24 protein-coding genes, 1 tRNA gene and 1 riboswitch are annotated in these 18663 nt (G+C 40.0%); of the genes, 18 read left to right on the top strand and 7 right to left on the bottom strand.

Annotated features, from left to right (window positions below; genetic code table 11):
- The first annotated feature begins 2 nt into the window (after positions 1-2).
- The 13 genes from MHI35_RS14100 (at position 3) to MHI35_RS14040 (ending at position 7466) form a co-directional block, all read left to right on the top strand.
- The gene (locus tag MHI35_RS14100; protein ID WP_144522366.1) at positions 3-386 is read left to right on the top strand and encodes a phage tail-collar fiber domain-containing protein; all 384 of its coding nucleotides are present in this window, start codon (positions 3-5) and stop codon (positions 384-386) included.
- Between the two features lie 15 nt (positions 387-401).
- Positions 402-1544 (top strand): hypothetical protein, encoded by a 1143-nt coding sequence (locus MHI35_RS14095; protein WP_144522367.1) that lies wholly within the window; start codon positions 402-404, stop codon positions 1542-1544.
- Between the two features lie 11 nt (positions 1545-1555).
- Positions 1556-1855: a hypothetical protein gene (locus MHI35_RS14090; RefSeq protein ID WP_144522368.1), complete on the top strand. Its 300-nt coding sequence runs from the start codon at positions 1556-1558 to the stop codon at positions 1853-1855.
- A gap of 50 nt (positions 1856-1905) precedes the next feature.
- Positions 1906-3300: a hypothetical protein gene (locus MHI35_RS14085; protein ID WP_335349057.1), complete on the top strand. Its 1395-nt coding sequence runs from the start codon at positions 1906-1908 to the stop codon at positions 3298-3300.
- A 12-nt stretch (positions 3301-3312) separates the two neighbouring features.
- Positions 3313-3633: a hypothetical protein gene (locus MHI35_RS14080; RefSeq protein ID WP_211064075.1), complete on the top strand. Its 321-nt coding sequence runs from the start codon at positions 3313-3315 to the stop codon at positions 3631-3633.
- The gene (locus MHI35_RS14075) at positions 3630-3773 is read left to right on the top strand and encodes an XkdX family protein (protein WP_186303709.1); all 144 of its coding nucleotides are present in this window, start codon (positions 3630-3632) and stop codon (positions 3771-3773) included. Before MHI35_RS14080 ends, MHI35_RS14075 begins: the two co-directional genes overlap by 4 nt.
- 89 nt (positions 3774-3862) lie before the next feature.
- Positions 3863-5275, top strand: a complete 1413-nt coding sequence (locus MHI35_RS14070) for a hypothetical protein (protein WP_144522370.1) — start codon at positions 3863-3865, stop codon at positions 5273-5275.
- 2 nt (positions 5276-5277) lie between these two features.
- On the top strand, positions 5278-5625 hold the full coding sequence (locus MHI35_RS14065) for a hypothetical protein (RefSeq protein WP_144522371.1): 348 nt from the start codon (positions 5278-5280) through the stop codon (positions 5623-5625).
- Positions 5626-5772: an XkdX family protein gene (locus MHI35_RS14060; protein WP_144522372.1), complete on the top strand. Its 147-nt coding sequence runs from the start codon at positions 5626-5628 to the stop codon at positions 5770-5772. It begins immediately after the preceding gene.
- A 56-nt stretch (positions 5773-5828) separates the two neighbouring features.
- Complete coding sequence (locus tag MHI35_RS14055) at positions 5829-6041, top strand: BhlA/UviB family holin-like peptide (RefSeq protein ID WP_008344062.1); 213 nt, start codon at positions 5829-5831, stop codon at positions 6039-6041.
- 12 nt (positions 6042-6053) lie between these two features.
- Entirely contained in the window at positions 6054-6317 is a 264-nt protein-coding gene (locus MHI35_RS14050) for a phage holin (protein WP_003212734.1), read from the top strand.
- A gap of 19 nt (positions 6318-6336) precedes the next feature.
- A complete protein-coding gene (locus tag MHI35_RS14045; RefSeq protein ID WP_211064076.1) occupies positions 6337-7140 on the top strand; it encodes a peptidoglycan recognition protein family protein in 804 nt (267 codons plus the stop codon).
- A 137-nt stretch (positions 7141-7277) separates the two neighbouring features.
- On the top strand, positions 7278-7466 hold the full coding sequence (locus tag MHI35_RS14040) for a hypothetical protein (RefSeq protein WP_144522374.1): 189 nt from the start codon (positions 7278-7280) through the stop codon (positions 7464-7466).
- 54 nt (positions 7467-7520) lie between these two features.
- Here the strand turns inward: MHI35_RS14040 and MHI35_RS14035 are convergent.
- Positions 7521-7593: transfer RNA gene (locus tag MHI35_RS14035), tRNA-Ala, on the bottom strand.
- Positions 7594-7665: 72 nt separating this feature from the next.
- Positions 7666-8223 (bottom strand): choline uptake/conversion transcriptional regulator CudC, encoded by a 558-nt coding sequence (gene cudC, locus MHI35_RS14030; RefSeq protein WP_211064149.1) that lies wholly within the window; start codon positions 8221-8223, stop codon positions 7666-7668.
- A 207-nt stretch (positions 8224-8430) separates the two neighbouring features.
- On the opposite strand from cudC, the gene betB reads away from it, so the two are divergent.
- Both betB and MHI35_RS14020 read left to right on the top strand, forming a co-directional pair.
- Positions 8431-9900 (top strand): betaine-aldehyde dehydrogenase, encoded by a 1470-nt coding sequence (betB, locus tag MHI35_RS14025; RefSeq protein WP_211064150.1) that lies wholly within the window; start codon positions 8431-8433, stop codon positions 9898-9900.
- A 27-nt stretch (positions 9901-9927) separates the two neighbouring features.
- On the top strand, positions 9928-11136 hold the full coding sequence (locus MHI35_RS14020; protein ID WP_144522377.1) for an iron-containing alcohol dehydrogenase: 1209 nt from the start codon (positions 9928-9930) through the stop codon (positions 11134-11136).
- A gap of 41 nt (positions 11137-11177) precedes the next feature.
- Here the strand turns inward: MHI35_RS14020 and MHI35_RS14015 are convergent, their stop codons facing one another.
- Positions 11178-11657, bottom strand: coding sequence for a DinB family protein (locus MHI35_RS14015; RefSeq protein ID WP_003213650.1), 480 nt, complete (start codon positions 11655-11657; stop codon positions 11178-11180).
- Positions 11658-11861: 204 nt separating this feature from the next.
- Between MHI35_RS14015 and MHI35_RS14010 the strand changes: the two genes are divergently transcribed.
- Together MHI35_RS14010 and MHI35_RS14005 are read left to right on the top strand one after the other, a co-directional pair.
- The gene (locus tag MHI35_RS14010; protein ID WP_144522378.1) at positions 11862-12392 is read left to right on the top strand and encodes a hypothetical protein; all 531 of its coding nucleotides are present in this window, start codon (positions 11862-11864) and stop codon (positions 12390-12392) included.
- Between the two features lie 11 nt (positions 12393-12403).
- A complete protein-coding gene (locus MHI35_RS14005; protein WP_335349056.1) occupies positions 12404-13951 on the top strand; it encodes a flotillin family protein in 1548 nt (515 codons plus the stop codon).
- 30 nt (positions 13952-13981) lie between these two features.
- Here MHI35_RS14005 and ftsW read toward each other — a convergent pair whose 3' ends face one another.
- From ftsW to MHI35_RS13990, 3 genes are read right to left on the bottom strand one after another with little or no spacing between them, the layout of a single operon-like run.
- Positions 13982-15118: a putative lipid II flippase FtsW gene (ftsW, locus tag MHI35_RS14000; RefSeq protein WP_417894676.1), complete on the bottom strand. Its 1137-nt coding sequence runs from the start codon at positions 15116-15118 to the stop codon at positions 13982-13984.
- 2 nt (positions 15119-15120) lie between these two features.
- Positions 15121-16275 carry a rod shape-determining protein RodA gene (rodA, locus tag MHI35_RS13995; protein WP_335349054.1) on the bottom strand — a complete coding sequence of 385 codons (1155 nt, stop codon included), beginning with the start codon at positions 16273-16275 and terminating at the stop codon, positions 15121-15123.
- A 14-nt stretch (positions 16276-16289) separates the two neighbouring features.
- Positions 16290-16925 (bottom strand): DUF1232 domain-containing protein, encoded by a 636-nt coding sequence (locus MHI35_RS13990; protein WP_335349053.1) that lies wholly within the window; start codon positions 16923-16925, stop codon positions 16290-16292.
- A gap of 168 nt (positions 16926-17093) precedes the next feature.
- Between MHI35_RS13990 and MHI35_RS13985 the strand changes: the two genes are divergently transcribed.
- Entirely contained in the window at positions 17094-17648 is a 555-nt protein-coding gene (locus tag MHI35_RS13985) for a GNAT family N-acetyltransferase (RefSeq protein ID WP_335349052.1), read from the top strand.
- 239 nt (positions 17649-17887) lie between these two features.
- Here MHI35_RS13985 and thiT read toward each other — a convergent pair whose 3' ends face one another.
- Positions 17888-18463: an energy-coupled thiamine transporter ThiT gene (gene thiT, locus MHI35_RS13980; protein ID WP_106043681.1), complete on the bottom strand. Its 576-nt coding sequence runs from the start codon at positions 18461-18463 to the stop codon at positions 17888-17890.
- A 98-nt stretch (positions 18464-18561) separates the two neighbouring features.
- Positions 18562-18663, bottom strand: a riboswitch (TPP riboswitch).

Here is an 18663-nt window from a genome sequence, read left to right as displayed (position 1 = left end):
CAATGGCTGATCAATTAACCGTAACAACACTATATGCACGTCAACAAATGGCAAAGGCAAGAGCAGAAGGAACAAAACTCACAAAAGTCGTCAAAATGGCATTTGGAAATGGTGGGACGAAGGATGGGAAACCGATCTCATTAGACGGCACTGAACAAAAACTCAAAAAAGAACTCGTCCAAAAAGAGATTGATTCATTTACCTTCATGGAACCAGCAAAAATCCGCTACACCTGCACGATCGCCGAAGGAGAACTTTCAGGAGAAGTCATCAACGAACTAGCACTTGTCGACGAAACCGGCAAATTCACCGCCATCCGCACCATGACAGACAAACAAAAAGACGGCGACATCGAATTTGTTTTTGAGATTGATGATATTTATTAATGGAGGGGAAATGAAATGGAAATAAATAAGCCGAAAACATTTGAAACGACTGATAAAGCTCATGCTGATTTATTTAATGAAATGGTTCAAACCTTGCTTAAAAACGACAATGGTTTGTTAGAACAGCTTATCAACCATACACAAGATACGAACTCACATGCATCTGAAGAAGAAAAGAAAAAATGGAATGACTCGCAGATTTATAAAATAACTGCAGATAACGGTATGCAGCTTATCAATGTCTCAGCGGATTCAAAAATATTTGATGCAATTAAGGATAAAGGTACATGTACATTTTACGCAGCTCCTGGAGTGGAAGATTCTCCAACATCGTCAAATATATCACTGAGAGGTATGCAAATAGTAGGTCAAGATAATATTGGGGCAGGATTTGCTGTAGATATAGCAGGAAAAGCATACAGCTTTTACTACAATTTTGGTCATACGTCGATTAATTGGACACCTCTTCCGAGTATAGAAGATTTAAATAAATGGAATGACAGTCAGTTGATTAAAATTACAAATGATACTGGGGGAGTACGTGTATCTGTAGGAGCGACAGAAAATTTATTAGATAAATTAACTGAAACAGGAAAAACATTTGGTACATTTTATTCTCCTGCTGGTGTACAAGAGAATCCTTCAGCGCTGGCTTCTCGCGGTTTTTATCATTTTACTTCATCTGACAGTAACAACAGAGGTACGTTTGGATGGGTTATTGCAATAGACTATAAAAATAACATGTTTACAAATTATCTTGACTTGAATCTAGGTTGGCAAGGTTGGAGACGTAGTCTTACTGAAGCAGATCAAGAAGTAACGTGGACCACACCTAGAATAATAAATGGATGGAAACTATATAGTACAAGTTCTTTACCGGTTCGGTTTAGTAAAAACGCTTTAGGAGAAGTCGAAATTAATGGAGCTGTTAGAGATGGACCATTAGGGGAAATTCCTGTTTTTGTTTTACCAGAAGGCTACCGTCCAAAGCAACCTGTTTATTACGTTGGAGTGGCCTCTAGCCTCGGAACTTCTGGAACACCGCAATATCATAGGACATTGATCACAACTGATGGACGAGTGTGTGTGCAATTATCTTCTAACACAGCAAATCCAACAGAATTTATTACGTTTTTAATAAAATTTAGTACTTTATAGGAGGTAATAATATGTGGATTTATAAATATGATGATCAATTTATCTATGTTCCAGGTGAAGAAAAACTCTTAAATGAACATGATAATATTCCTGAAGGTTTTACAGATGTACCACCTCCCGTTGAATCGTATATTGCAAAATTTGATGCTAAAAAAAATCAATGGGAGGAAACAGCCACGCAAGAGTATATGAATAGTTTTAAAATAGAGCCTTTACCTAATGATCTTGAAATATTGAAGAAGCAAATTGCATTTTTAACAAAACAACTGACACACATATTACGAGACATAGAAGAGTTAAAACTACTATAAAAATTCACGAAGATCTTTGTTTTCATTAGTAATGTATAAGGGGGAGGATTATGGTTTTAAAAACACCGCGTTCTTTTGAGGTAAATGATAAGGCACATGCAGAGTTATTTAACAATATGATGCAAATATTGCTTGAAAATGACACGGAACTTTTAGCGCAAATCCGTCATCATGAAGAGGATATAGATCCTCATGTATCTGGTTCAGAAAAGAAGAAATGGAATGGATCCCAGCTATATAAACTGACAAATGATACCGGGTCCCAATTGATTAATATCCCTGCTGGTGGCAGTATCTATGAGGAAATTAAAGCGCTAGGTGCCTGCTCATTCTATGCCCCAGGAGGATCTGGAGTAGTTGATTCTCCTGCTATTGGGAACGCTGCATTAAGAGGCTTCCAGCTTGTAGGACAAAACAATATTGGTGTAGGAATCGCAATTGACACATTAGGCAATGCATTTTATTTTTCCTATTATGTAAAAGACATTGGAATCAACTGGGGGCAAATGCCGACTCAAAATGAAAAAAATAAATGGGATGCAGGTCAACTGTCTAAAATTACTGCTGACGATGGAAGAGCCTATGAGAGAATTAATTCAAATGATTCAAGTATATTGGATAGATTAATAACGTTGCTTGGTGTGCATTCTTGGTATATTCAGGAGGGCCATGAAGATTTGCCGACAATAAGTTCAATGAGAGCCTTATCGGTTTTCAGTGAAAATATCTATGGGTGGATACTTGGTGTAAACAATACAGGTGATGTTTATATTAATCGCTCAACAACTGATGTTACAGGCACTAAACAAGAATGGAGTGGGTGGAAGCGACTAAACGACCATAATTTATTGAATTCTAATGGGACAAGATTATCTATGCGGATTGGCACAGATATTTTAACATTACCCTCAGGGTTTTATTTTGCTGTTGGGTCTAACGTAGTAAATATGCCTACTGAAAATGATTCAGCTTGGTTTAATATTGACGTTTTAGAAACTGTAAATAACAGAAAGACTATACATGTCAGCAGAAGTTACGATAACACTCATTGGTTTGGTACTGTTCATACTGACGGTGTCTTTAAAGGGTGGAAAAGAATAGTCACTGATGCTGATTTTGAAAATGTCCAGTGGCTAAATGTCACATTAAACAATGGTTCCTCTATTGGGGACAGACCGGTTCAATATGCTAGATGGGGAAATTTATTATTGTTGAGAGGTCACCTAAAAGCAAATAGAGAAGTTATCTGTGGAAAGATTTCAATTACAGGCTTACCGAGCTTACCAGATAAAGGCTGTGTAGTATCAGTTCCCGTATCAGGTACAACGGGTCATAGTAAATTACTTATATATAAGACAGGAGAGCTAAAGCTAACTGGTTTGCTGGCAGCAAATGAAAGTGCGGTAACTGGCTACTTTTTAGACACGGTTGTCCCATTAAATTAAGGAAGTGATAGTATGATACAAGTTTATGAGTACAATCATGAAAATGAATTGGTCAGACCTATAGTAGTGTTTGAGAGGGGTGATGAAGGAAATTATATTATTCCAGATCAATGCACAACAATTGCACCACCCAATAGTCCTTCTTTTTATAAAGCTGCTTTTGATGTGGAAAAACAACAATGGTATGAATCAGCGACACAGGAGTATATAGATAGCCTAAAACCAGCCCCTCTCCCGCCAAATGATCTAGAACTTTTAAAGAAACAAAATGCTTGGTTAACAAAACAATTAACGCAGTTATTGGCTATGCAGAAAGGGGGAAATCCAGAATGATGTTTCCAACTGTAGCAGATATCAAACAATTCTGGGACTGGCAGTGTTACGGTCCAGAGGACATTGCATTTTATGTAAGCATTGGCTGGATCTCGGCAAATGACTATCAAGACATAACAGGAGAAAAATACGAAGCCTAGTGACTTTATTTTTTTGCTGTTCTCTTTAGCTGGATTCTATCTCAATTTCATTGAAACAACTTATGTAATGGTAGAAAGGTGAGAATACATTGGATATAAAAATTCCTCGTTCTTTTGAAACGAGTGATAAAGCTCATGCTGATCTATTCAACGATATGCTGAAAACATTGCTTCATAACGACACTGGTATATCAGAACAATTAACGAATCATATTGATGATTCAAAACAACACTCTTCAGAAATAGAAAAAAAGAAATGGAATGAGTCGCAACTGTATAAAATTACAGGTGACAATGGAGTACATCTATTAAATATTTCTGTCAACTCAAAAATCTTTGACTCAATTAAAGACAAAGGGACTTGTACATTTTATGCGCCCGGTGGAATAGAGGATAGCCCTTCACAATTCGCAATGCGAGGGATGCAGACGGTGGGACAAAATAATATTGGAACGGGCTTTGCAATAGACACCGCAGGAAATGCATACTATTTCAATTATAATACAGGAGATATTGCAATTACTTGGAATAGAATTCCTTCAACATCTGATATCAATAAGTGGAACAACGGTCAGCTTCATAAAATAACAAGGGATAACGGTCAACCCTTTTATAAAAGTATAGGTGAAATCACCGACTATAACGAGATAATAGAAACAGGAATGTATCTCATTTATAATGCTGGTCTTAACGGTCCAAAAGAGATCAGACGAGCATTTATGATAGTGATAAGTTATGGGAATACCCTATTGCAAACGATATATGATGCAGTAAACGGTCTTAATTCTTTTTATAGAATTAGGAAGACTGATTTTACATGGACTGAATGGGAAAGGCAGCTCACAACGACAGATTTAAATGCTATTCAAGCATTTCCTATTACCAATCCAGATGGATTTGGGAAATTTCATATAATCAATTCTGTTGATTTTCATGACATATTACCTCGCTATAAAGGTTTTGTTCATTTCACTTCAGACACATCAGCTATAAACGGTCCAGGTGTTGCTTTAAGAGGTGTCTGGGTATGTAATAGCGCAGGAAACTACGGTTCTATTATTGGTTTTGATAATCTCGGCCGGACATGGCGAAAAACAGTTGTAAATGGCGTATGGTCAAAATGGGAACGTTTGTTAACCAGCGCAGAGCAAATAGAATGGAAGTCCCCGACAACAATAATAAATGGATGGAAACAATACGGTACTCAAAAAGTGCAATTTTATAAGAATCCATTTGGAGAGGTAGAGTTAATTGGTTCTATTACAGGGGGAACTATCGGTTTCGCAGTACCTGTTTTTACATTGCCAAGTGGTTATCGTCCTATACAGGGGATTCACTTTATAGGGGTAGCATCTAGTGTCGGCGCTGGTTCAACCCCACAAACACATAGGACACATATTGATACTGATGGTAATGTGTATATACAAAGCGTCTCCAATTCAACTAACCCAAATGAATTTATCACGTTCGGCTTTAAATTCATGGCGGCTCAGGAGGGATGAAAGTGAAATGGATATATAAATACGATGAAAAATTCAATTACCTTCCAGGAGAAGAAATAGAAATTGAAGAGAACGAAGACCTCCCAAAAGGATATACAGATGTAAGACCTCAAGATGGTTTGTACAAAGGTAAATACAATGAAGCGAAAAAGTCATGGTATGAGTCGGCTACACAAAAATACATTAATAGCTTGCGACCAGACCCGCTACCATTGTCAGAAATGGATCTATTAAAACAGCAAAATGCTGATCTGCTTCAGCAGCTGGCAGAGTCAGAAAAAAGAGCAGAAGAACAATCAAGGAATTTATCAGAACTTATCATGCTGCTGACGGAAAAGGAGGTCATTTAATTGGATTGGTTCCGAAGTATTTCATTGTTCTATCAATGGAAATGTTATGAAAATGAGGACGTTGCAAAATTTGTTCGGTTCGAGAAGATTACGCCTAAACAATACAAAGAAATAACAAACGAAGAATATCCAACTTACGCTGAATAGGCGTTTTTATTTTGCCTTCTTTCAGGGTGTGCAAAGTGAGGGAGTAGGTGAGTATAGTGGAAATGGATTTGACACAATATTTAATGACACAAGGGCCGTTTGCAGTGTTGTTTTGTTGGGTGCTGTTTTACGTATTAAACACAACAAAAGAAAGAGAAAACAAACTCAACGAACAAATCGAAGCGCAAAATGATGTGTTAGCAAAGTTTAGTGAGAAGTATGACGTCGTCATCGATAAGCTCGATAAAATTGAACGGAATTTAAAATAGGGGGGAAACATCATGAAAACATTCGACAAAGGCACTGTGATTCGCACAGTGCTTCTTTTTATTGCACTTATCAACCAAACGCTTGTCATGTTTGGACAAACAGTGCTGCCGATTAGTGAGGAGCAAGTACAAACCGCTGGTGAGGCACTATATGTAGCAGGCTCCACCATATTTACGATGGTGACGGCCATTATCGCTTGGTTTAAAAACAATTATGTAACCTACAAAGGTCAATTACAAAAAGATACCCTGAAACAAAGAGGGCTAACAAAATAATCGTTGAAGGAGAAACAATATGGTCAATATCATTCAAGCTTATATTCCAAAACACAACCGCAACAGACCAGGAAATACGATGAAGCCGCTCTATATTACGGTGCATAATACCTCTAACACGGCAAAAGGTGCAAATGCGGGAAGTCACGCTGCGTTTGTTGCGCGTTCAACTACTGGGGTCAGCTGGCATTACACTGTCGACGATCAGGTCATTTATCAGCATTTACCGTTAACCGAGAACGGCTGGCATGCAGGAGATGGCAGAGGCAAGGGCAATATGAAATCAATCGGAATTGAAATTTGTGAAAATACAGATGGCAACTTTGAACGAGCAGTTGAAAATGCTCAATGGCTCATTCGAAAGCTAATGGGCGATTTGGGGATTCCTTTATCAAATGTAGTACCCCATAAACATTGGAGCGGGAAAGAATGTCCAAGGAAATTGCTTGGACGATGGGATCAATTTAAAGCTGGAATAGCCACAGCTCATACCGGCAGCAAAAGCACAACAAAGCCAGTTCGAACAGAGAGCTTGAGTCATAAAACACCCGTTTCCAAACAGAAATCGTCAAATCTGCCATCTGGCATCTTAAAAATTACCAAGCCCTTAACAAAAGGACCACAAGTCACAGCCGTGCAAAAAGCCTTATCCTCCCTCTATTTCTACCCAGACAAAGGGGCAAAAAACAACGGGATTGATGGCTATTATGGACCAAAAACGGCGAATGCGGTCAAACGGTTCCAGCTCATGAATGGTCTAGCGGCAGACGGTATATACGGTCCGAAGACAAAGAACAAAATGGAACAATTGTTGAAAAAGTGATGAAAAAGTGATGAAAAAGTGATGATTCATAAAGTGCTATCAGCAAGTGAAGAGTTGCTTCCTTGCTGATAGCTAACAAAAAATGACATCATTTATGATATAATCGACCGAATCACTATCATACAGGGGAGAGTAAAATGAAAAAGGAAATGTTCCAAGTCATCATACTGTCAGTGTTGCTCATCTATTTCATTTATCACGGAATGACAAGCGATTTTCCTTTGTCTTACACAATCATTCTCATCACAGCTTATGTCTCTGTGATCACATACAGCATCATAAAGATATTAGGCTTAAGAAAAAACAAAGAACAAACAGAGCTGTAAGAAATAAATACATAAAAAAGCCATCCTTGAATTCTCAAGAATGGCTTTTCGTTATGGAGCATAGCGGGATCGAACCGCTGACCTCTACGCTGCCAGCGTAGCGCTCTCCCAGCTGAGCTAATGCCCCGATGTGTTACGACATAATTTATTATAATCAATCCTCCTATAAAATTCAACCTTTAAAACGCACACACATTGTCTATTTTTCTTTCTGGTCAATTGGGATATAGTCAAAGATTTCTCCTGAATGAACAGAGTTTGCTAATCGTCTCAGCCAGTCATAGTAGGCTTTTGAACTTTCAAGTTGCTCAATCAGCTGCTGCGCTTCTTCTCTTATATGTTCCTCCAGCTGATCATCAAGAGCCACCTCTTGAAGCCGCACTTGCGCTTCTTCAATTGCCGCTAAATTCACCTCGACCTCTCGTTCCCATTTTTGCGGAAAGAAGTTCATGAAAAACTTAAAAAAGTCTTTTTCAGCAACAAAACTATGTTTTCTTCGTCCTCGGTGAAAGGTTTTTTTGACAATATTCATATCTTGCAGTTTTTTGACACCCGTACTCATACTCGGCTTACTCATTTGCAGCTCTTCACGCATTTCATCCAGCGTCATTTCCTCATTTAAATACATGGTCCCATAGAGAATACCAGCACTTCGTGTAATGCCATAGAGATCCATCGTTTCAGCTATTGAATCAATGACTAGGTCTTTAGCAGCTAAAATACGTTCTTCTGCTTGCAACTCTTTCTGCTTTTTCATCTTGTCCCTGCTTTCTATTAAGAGAATTCAATACGTTCAAAAAAATCTTTATGGACTATATGTTAACGAAAGAATGCGAAATGTCAAAAGAAAATGAAGCATATCTCCCTTTGACAGAAAAATTTGAACATGATACGTTAATTATGTTCAAAACGTTAAATTTTTATTTAACAAACTTATCAAAAAGAATCAGAGGAGGTTCCTTCTATGAGTCAAACACTATTTATAAATGGACAATGGGTTGGCGCCAAAAGTGGCGACACGCGGGATATCATCAATCCATTTAATCAAGAAGTGATCACGACAGTCAGTGAAGGATCAAGAAATGACGCGCAGCTTGCCATTAAAGCAGCGAGAAAAGCCTTCGATCAAGGTGATTGGGCAAACTTGCCTGGAATTGAAAGAGGAAATATGGTGTTTAAGATTGCTGAATTGATTAGACGTGATCTGGATGAACTAGCCAAATTAGAATCGCTTGATACTGGTAAAACAGTAGAGGAAAGTAAAGCAGATATGGATGATATTGCGAATGTGTTCCAATATTATGCAGGGCTTGCTGACAAAGATGGCGGGGAAATCATTGCATCACCAATCCCGAACTCAAAAAGCGAATTGGTCAGAGAGCCTGTTGGTGTATGCGGGCAAATTACTCCTTGGAACTATCCATTGCTTCAAGCAAGCTGGAAAATCGCTCCTGCTCTTGCGGCGGGGAATACCATCGTATTAAAGCCAAGTGAAATCACACCACTCACCACGATCAAAGTATTCAAACTCATGGAAGAAGCGGGCATTCCAGCAGGAGTGGCAAACCTAGTCCTTGGACCAGGTGCAACGGTTGGTGATGAGCTTGCTGTGAATGATCAAGTCGATTTGATTTCATTTACAGGCGGTATTGAAACAGGCAAGAAAATCATGCAGGGAGCCAGTGGGAATGTGAAGAAAATCGCCCTTGAGCTTGGTGGGAAAAATCCGAATATTGTGTTTCAAGATGCTGATTTAGACGTAGCGGTTGACCAGGCAATGAATGCTGTGTTTTTCCATGCGGGGCAAGTGTGTTCAGCAGGTTCACGTTTGCTGGTGGAAGAATCTATTCATGACAAATTTCTAGAAGAACTGGTGAAGCGGACGAAAAAAATCAAGCTAGGCAACGGCTTTGATGAAGAAACCCAGAGCGGCCCACTCATCTCAGCTGAGCATCGAGAAAAAGTAGAAAAATACGTCAGCATTGGGCTAGATGAAGGCGCCAAATTAGAAACAGGCGGAAAAAGACCTGACGCAGAGGAGCTTTCAAATGGGTTCTTCTACTTGCCAACGATTTTCTCAGGCTGCACGTCAGAGATGCGGATTGTCCAAGAAGAAGTCTTTGGCCCAGTATTGACAGTTGAATCCTTCCGTACAGAGGAAGAAGTGATTGAGCTGGCAAACGATACGATTTATGGATTAGCAGGAGCTGTGTGGTCTACTGATATCAGCAATGCCGAAAGAGTTGCTCGTCAATTAAGATTGGGCACAGTTTGGATCAATGATTTCCATCCTTATTTCGCTCAAGCACCTTGGGGTGGATATAAGCAATCAGGTCTAGGACGTGAATTAGGACGCACCGGGCTCGAGGAATATACGGAGCTGAAGCATGTATATCGTAATACAAAACCTGAAGCGGTTCATTGGTTTCAATAAAAATCACACATTTGGAGGAGATTCTATATGACATTAAATATGAAAATTGAAAGCATGCAGAAATTCCATACATTTGAAATTCCGACTGTCATCAAACATGGTATCGGTGCAGTGAAACATGTTGGGGAAGAAGTAAAAGCATACGGTGTTTCAAAGGTATTGCTTGTAACAGACCCGGGTATTTACCTGGCGGGCGTGGTAGATCCAGTGATTGCTGCATTAAAAGAAGCGCAAATTGATGTGGTACTATTTGATAAAGTAGAGCCAAACCCGCCAGTCCGTTTAGTGAATGAAGGCTCTGCGTTATATGAAAAAGAAGGCTGTAATGGATTAGTCGCAGTAGGCGGCGGAAGCTCAATGGATACGGCCAAGGCGATCGGTGTAGAAGCGACGCATGAAGGGTCAGTCCTTGATTACGAAGCGGCAGAGGGGAAAAAACCGCTTGAAAAGAGAATCCCACCTTTAACCACTATTCCAACAACGGCTGGTACAGGTTCAGAAGTGACGCAGTGGGCAGTCATCACAGATGAAGAAAGAGAATTCAAATTCAACACAGGTGGCCCGCTCATTGCAGCTCACCTCACAGTCATTGATCCAGAGCTTCATGTATCCATGCCACCTCATGTGACAGCAATGACTGGAATTGATGCACTTGCACACGCCATTGAATGCTATACAATGAAATTTGCTCAGCCTATTACAGATGCGGTCGCGCTCATGGCCATTGAATATGCAGCTCATTATATTCGCCGTGCCTTTGCCGATGGTGAGGACTTAGAAGCCAGATATGGAATGGCACAAGCCGCAATGCTTGCCGGGCTTTCTTATGGAAGCGAATCAGCTGGTGCTGCACACGCGATGAGTCAAACACTCGGAGGAATGATTCCTGTAGCGCACGGTCAGTGTGTAGCGGCAATGATGGGACCAGTGATGGAGTATAATTGGAAGGGGTATCCCGAAAAATTTGCTCGTATCGCGCAAGCATTTGGTATTGATACTAGCCGAATGTCAACAGAGGAAGCAGCCAAAGCTGCTGTGAACTGGATGTATGATTTAGTGGAAGACCTAGAGGTTCCTTCATTAGAAGAGCAAGATGTATCAAAAGAGATGATTGACCGCTTATCTAAAGAAGCAATGAAAGATCCGCAAACCATTGGAAACCCAAGAGATCTAAACGAAAAAGCGTACAACTGGATTTATGCTCGCTGTTTCGATCTCACACCTAAAACAGTGTAACAATGAAAAAAGGCTCCCCAAAAGGGAGTCTTTTTTACATCTTACAGCTGTTCTTTAATTTCTTTGATTTGATGGATATGGCGTTTTTCATGTGCGCCGATAAAATCAAGATATTGTTTAAGGGATAACTCTTCAAACACAGGGTGTGCAATGACGCGCTTGAAATCATCCTCAGTAAACGTTGATAGAATTTGATTGAGCTGCTCACGTGCTGTATCGAGCTCATCTTTTAAATGTGTAGGTGTCACATGCTTGCGCTCAGGTTCAACAATACTAGGCGCAGTCGCTTTTCTAGAACGATCCTCTGCCATTTCCACCGGCTTTGGCTCATATTCTTTAATCGGTGCTTTTTTTCCTTCAGCAGCTAGATGTTTCGCTGCCACGAGGTCCATCTTCTTTAAATGATCTGCCACCTCTTGAATACTCCAAGTATCATCAGATAATTTTTGATTCAATTGTTCTTCGTTCAAACCTTGCAACTCTTGCCACAATTCTTGTCTTGCATCATGTAATAAACTCATTTTCATCACCTCAAGATCAAATTTTAACATACTGGTACATGACAATCATTCTTGAGCTATCCTTGAATTCCTTTGAAGAATTGTGAGGAAATTTGAAACCTTTACAAAAGTGGTTCGTATTACCTGTTAGAAGGAATACATTGGAGGTGGGCATGGTCTAAATGAAACAAAGGGTGTTCATTTCATGAAGAAAGGGTGAGGAAGATGGATGTGTTTGGGCTGCCACTTCAGACGCTATATTTATACATATTGATGATATCAGGAATCCTGACACTTGTTTTCGTCTTTTTCGGCGATGTGTTTGATGGATTGTTTGAAGCAATTCCTGTCCCATTCCTTCAACCAACATTAATCCTCGCATTTCTTACCTTTTTCTCGGCTGGAGGGTTTATCTCTGAAAAAACAGCAATTGTAGGGAGTGGGCTTGGCGCAGTCTTATCTGCCATCCTCGCAGTGGTACTTGTGACTTGTTTGAATGTCTTTGTCTTAGTCCCGCTTTCCTCTGCTGAAGAATCTCTCTCATATACGGAGGCCGACTTAAAAGGAAGAACTGGGGAGACCATTGTATCTGTTCCAAAAGACGGGTTTGGAGAAGTGCTGTTAATTAGTAATAGCGGGAAAATCTCAAAGCCTGCCGTCAGTTTCGACGAAGAGGAGATTCCATATGGAACCCGGGTACTGGTCGTCGAAGTGAATAAAGGCGTCTTATCAGTTATACCAAATGAAGAAATCTAGGAGGGAATGCTATGCCAGGAACAACCATTTTAATTATCATTGGAATTGTGCTTGTGATTTTAATTGCACTTATTGGTGTATTTGTTTCGAAATACCGGACAGCTGGTCCAGATGAAGCATTAATCGTCACAGGAAGTTACCTCGGAAGTAAAAATGTCCACGTCGATGAAGGTGGAAACAAGATTAAGATTGTAAGAGGTGGAGGTACCTTTGTACTCCCTGTTTTTCAACAAGCAGAGCCGCTCAGCTTACTATCTAGCAAGCTAGATGTTTCAACGCCTGAAGTCTATACTGAACAAGGTGTACCAGTCATGGCAGACGGAACGGCCATCATTAAAATTGGTGGGTCGATTGAAGAAATTGCTACTGCTGCCGAGCAGTTCTTAGGTAAAACAAAAGAAGACCGTGAAAACGAAGCGAGAGAAGTACTAGAAGGACACCTTCGCTCCATTTTAGGATCTATGACAGTTGAAGAAATTTATAAAAACAGAGAGAAATTTTCTCAAGAAGTACAGCGTGTCGCTTCTCAAGATCTAGCGAAAATGGGCCTCGTCATTGTATCGTTTACCATCAAAGATGTCCGTGATAAAAATGGCTATTTAGAATCACTAGGTAAACCTAGAATTGCCCAAGTGAAACGCGATGCAGATATTGCAACAGCAGAAGCAGATAAAGAAACACGTATCAAACGTGCAGAAGCAGATAAAGATGCGAAGAAATCTGAGCTTGAGCGTGCCACTGAAATCGCTGAAGCAGAAAAAATCAATGAGCTGAAAAGAGCAGAATTCAGACGTGAACAAGATACAGCAAAAGCAAGCGCCGACCAAGCGTACGATCTTGAAACAGCTCGTAATCGTCAGCACGTAACTGAACAAGAAATGCAAGTAAAAATCATTGAACGACAGAAACAAATTGAATTAGAAGAAAAAGAGATCCAGCGTCGTGAGCGTCAATACGATTCTGAAGTGAAAAAGAAAGCAGATGCGGATCGTTATGCTGTTGAGCAGTCAGCTGCGGCGGAAAAAGCGAAACGCCTTGCAGAAGCGGATGCTAAGAAATATAGCATTGAAGCAATGGCAAAAGCAGAAGCTGAGAAAGTCCGAATTGACGGGCTTGCCAAAGCGGAAGCGGATCGTGCGAAAGGGGAAACAGAAGCAGAGGTCATTAGACTGAAAGGACTTGCGGAAGCAGAAGCAAAAGAGAAGATCGCCGAAGCATTTGAACAGTATGGTCAGGCAGCGATCCTTGATATGATCGTGAAAATGCTTCCTGAATATGCGAAGCAAGTATCTGCACCACTTTCTAACATTGACAAAATTACGGTTGTGGATACGGGAGGTAACGGAGAAGGTAGCGGTGCCAATAAAGTCACTGGCTATGCTACAAACCTCATGTCCAGTCTACAAGAAAGTCTGAAAGCATCCTCTGGAATTGATGTCAAAGAAATTATTGAGAACTTTTCCGGCAAAGCCAATGTGAAGCAAAGCATTCAGGAACTAACGAATGAAATCAAACAACCAAGAAAAAAAGAGATCGCTGATACTCAAATAGACGAATAAAATCAATAGACACCTTCCATCAGAAGGTGTCTATTTGGCGTGCGCCCTATATGGATTCCTTTTTACATATGAAGAAAGATTTACGAGAATACCAGCAGATATCATCATGAACACTAGGGATGAGCCGCCATAACTAATGAAGGGAAGCGGAATGCCTGTGATCGGAAGAAGACCAAAAACAGCGCCTAAATTAAAGACGGCTTGGAGCATGATTTGAAACGTAAGTCCAATCGTTAACAATTTTCCAAAAGGGTCATGTAAAGCTTGCACAATTCGCAATGCACGATACATGATGATTAGATATGCGCCCATCACAATCAAAATCCCCATAATACCCAGCTCTTCACTGATAATGGCCATAATAAAATCTGTATGGGCTTCAGGAAGAAAACCTAGCTTTTGAATGCTCCCTCCTAAGCCATTCCCTGTCAGCCCGCCTGAATTCATTGCGAGATACGAATGAATGAGCTGATAGCCATCTCCATCTTCATACTGAAAAGGATCACGAAAAGAAGTCAGCCGCTTCAAACGGTATGGAGCTGTCACTGCAAAAAAAGTGATGCCTGCTGCGGCAATCGATCCTAGCAAAATGAGATGGCGCGTTTTCAGCCCAGCGCACAATAAAATAATGCCGCAGCTTAATAAAATAGACACAGCTGTGCCTAAATCAGGCTGTTTTAAGATGAATAAAAAAACAAAACTTAAAAGGATCAGTGGCGGCATTACACCTCTTTTAAAAGAGGTAATGTACGCCTGTTTTTTCGCGTACACATAGGCAAAATAGATCACCATCACTAGTTTCACAGCTTCAGAAGGTTGGAGCATAAGAGAACCCAGCTGAATCCATCGCTGTGAATTGTTTTTCACAACACCGATTCCAGGAAGCAGAACTAGAATGAGACATAGCAATGACAGCATGACAAGCCACTTGATCCATTTACGATAAATCTGATAAGGGAAAAGAGCGGCAATGAAGAAAAAGAATCCTCCAATCAGGAGCCATTGCCATTGTTTGACAAAGAAATAGCTGCCTTTCTCATATTTCACTTCTCCTAAAGGATAACTAGCACTGTACACCATCAGTAAACCAAATAAACAGAGGAACGCAATTGTTCCAACAAGAACGAGGTCGACTCTTTTGAGATGAGATAGAAGAAATGCTACCATCTTCAATTCCAATTGTCTCCGAACATATAGGATGATGATCTGATATTGACACTAAACACGAGACCAATGGCAATCATGTTAGTGAGTAGCGCACTGCCTCCATAGCTGATAAAAGGAAGCGCAAGTCCTGTCACAGGCATTAATCCAATTGTCATCCCTACGTTTTGGAAAACTTGAAACACGATCAGCCCAACGACACCTGCACATATGTACAAACCATAAAGCGTATTCGCGTGCATAGCCACATGAATAATTCGGTAAATCATCATTAAGTACAAACACATCAAAAGGGATGCGCCGATAAAACCAAACTCCTCACCAATGACGGCAAAAATAAAATCCGTATGCGCTTCAGGGATATTACCGCCTTGTACTTGATGCCCCTTTGTAAAACCGCTTCCTGATAATTGACCTGATCCAATACCGAGCATCGATTGTTTCAGCTGATACCCGTATGTTGAATCAAATTCATCGGGAGAGAGCCAGCCATAAATGCGATCAAGCTGATGTGGCTTAATGATTTTTGTGAAATGCTCAAAGTGTTCGTTGTGTAAGTAGACCAAAAATGAAAGAAATGCCAGAAAAGAAGCCGTTAATGCGGCCATCATCTTGCTAGAAATCCCTGACACAAGCATCAGTGTAAAGGCGATAGATAATATGACGAGCGCTGTCCCTAAATCAGGCTGAACCAAAATGAGGAAAAAAGGGACAACGGTCCAGCAAACGACTTTACTTGTAGGAATGATGCTTTCTTTAAACGAAAATCGCTGATGCTTGTATTGGTTCAAGACAGCCGCTAGAAGCAAGATCACAAAAATTTTCATGAACTCTGATGGCTGAACTTTGATTGAACCGAAGCTGATCCATCTTTGTGAACCGTTTTGACTCGTTCCAAAAAAGTGCACAAGAATAATGAGAAAAATACCACCTGCAAATAACCGAAAAGATAAACGCTCAAGCAATTCATAATCAAAGTATGCAGCTATTGCCATGAGACCAAAGCCGACGATATACCAGAAGATTTGTCTTTTGACGAAATAAAACATATCCTGCGTTTCATACTGCCCCGATCCGCTATATACAGCTATCAGGCTGATGACAAAGAAACAAATGACAGTGAGTAAAAGGATGAAGTCAATGCTGTACTGTTTTTTCATAGCTTCTTTTCCTGTTACCTATTTGTCAGCTGGTCTATGACGATTTTCACAGCCGCAGCATCATCAATGTAGCCGATCGGAAAAATATAGTCCGGAATTAAGTCAACAGGCATAATGAAATAAAGGAGTGCGCCTCCCATCAGCATTAATTCTCGAGAAGTACCTCGTCCGGTCATAAAGATGCTGTACATGTCTTTTAAATGCTGAAGGAATGGCCCGACGCCGTTTAGCGTCTCTATCTTTTTCTCAAACTTTGACGAGATCGTTTCTTTTCCCTCGGTTGTTTGGCTGTAGGTCTCATATTCGTTTAGCTTTTGTTTTAATTTGGTCTGACTAAATGTACCGTCATAGACTTCCTGATCTTTCAGTGTTGTTTCGATCTCTTCTACCGCTTGGATGAACGTATCACTATGTACCTTTTCGTTTTTGATTGGAAACCCAGCAGCAGCTAATAGTTGATCTAATGATAGGTTCAGAGAATCTGAAAGCCGATGCAGATGATTCAAAGTTGGTTTTCTTTTTCCGTTCATGATTCGAGACAGTGTCGCTTTATCAATTTCTGTGTATGTGCTGAGCTCTCTTAAAGATAAAGACCTTTGTTGCAATCTTTTCTTTAAAAGAGTCCCAAGCTTAGTTGTTTTAGAATCCATTTTACGCCATCCTTTGTATGATGTATCAACTCTTCTATAGAAGAAGTCGTACCCAATATAAAGGTGTGTTGACAAAATGTCAACGGATATCCTTTATTGATTGAATTTTAGGAAATAGGAATTTATCATAATAAAGATATGGTGAAAAAATGAGAAGGAGTGGCGCGGATGAAAGTGAGACATGCTGTACAACAAGATATTCCTAAAATCGCCGAAATACATGTGAAGAGCTGGCAGACGACTTATCAAGGTATTATCAATCAGGAGTATTTGGATGGTTTAAAAATAGAAGAGCGAGAAGAGAGCTGGAGAAGAATGTCACTTGAAGGGACGTTTGTCGCAGAAGATGCCGAGGGGGTATTTGGTTTTGCTTCTTTTGGAAAACAACGTGATGAGCGCTATCCAACATATGATGGAGAACTTTACGCGATCTATTTATTGCAAGAGAAACAGAGATCAGGAGCAGGTATTGCTTTAATTGCAGAAGGAGTGCGTTATTTAATAGAGAAAGGGTATCAAAATATACTACTGTGGGTATTTGAACAAAACTCGGCAAAGCATTTTTATCAAAAGCTTCAACCTCATTTTGTCGTTACCAGCCAGTTCGAGCTGGCTGGCGAGAAGCATGATGAAATAGGATACGGGTGGGAGCTACCTATATTAAATGACCATCTACACCGAATTAAATCGTCAGCTTCCAATAATAATGAGAGAAAAAAGTGAAAAGCACCGCTAATAGCATATAAGAGATAAGAGGAGAAGCTTCTACTTTTCCTTTTATTCCTGCTATCTTTAAAGCTTCATAGAAACCTGCCAAAAAATAAGCAAGACTGAGAATATAACAGCACAGCATAATGGAGTAAGGGCTCATTGACGTACCTCCAACATGAAATCTTCTACTATTAATAGATTCCATAGAGAGGCAATTTATGCATAAGAAATAACTAGCTGAAATCAGCCAGTTATTTTTTGTGAGGAAAAACCAAACGAGATGCACTTGGTATGAGTATGCAAAGAACGATACTGCAAATAATAAATGAAGGAACCATGTATGTGCTGTTATAAATTAAAGAGTAAACCCAACCTGGTGTCCCTTTTGGTGCATACTGAGAAAAGAAAACAACACCAGAGATAAAGAACGTCAACAGTCTGAAGAAACTTGCGACAAATACGGATAAAGTAATATAGAAGAATTGCTGCTTTCGCTTTTGATCCTGAATGGCTTTTTTAATCAATCCAGAAAATAGGCCGCTTAGGGAAATGACAACAGATGCGACGAAATAATCGAGAAATCCTTGAACTGGTGTAGCAATAATAGGACCATTCATCAGCTGAAGGCCTGCAATAAGCACGCCAATGATAAACCCGGTTGATATTCCCCATCTAATAGACATAAGAATGACGGGGATCATAATCAGAGCAAGAGATCCGCCGTTCGGCATTCTTAAAAAGAGACCAGATAAGTAATCTAATACAAGTGCAAGTGAAGTCATAATTGCGATTTCCATCAGTCGTACCAATTGGTTTGATTGTTGCATAAAAAAATCTCCCTTTTCATGAATTGAGCAAGGAGAGACCGTGTAAGGATGAGTATGTTATTCATAGAAAAACATATCGAGTTGAATACACCACATGTGTTCAAATGAATCCACATTCCTACTTCAGTATTAACTGACAGGTTCAAAGGGTCAGAACAACAAGTGTTCACTCTCAGCACAAAGCTCCCCCTGCGGTTATT

The organism is Bacillus sp. FSL K6-3459, assembly GCF_038003305.1.
In the GTDB taxonomy this organism is placed as follows: Bacteria; Bacillota; Bacilli; order Bacillales; family Bacillaceae; genus Bacillus; species Bacillus pumilus_O.
The sequence above is the reverse complement of the archived record's forward strand: the minus strand, read 5'-3'. Positions and strand labels throughout refer to the sequence as shown.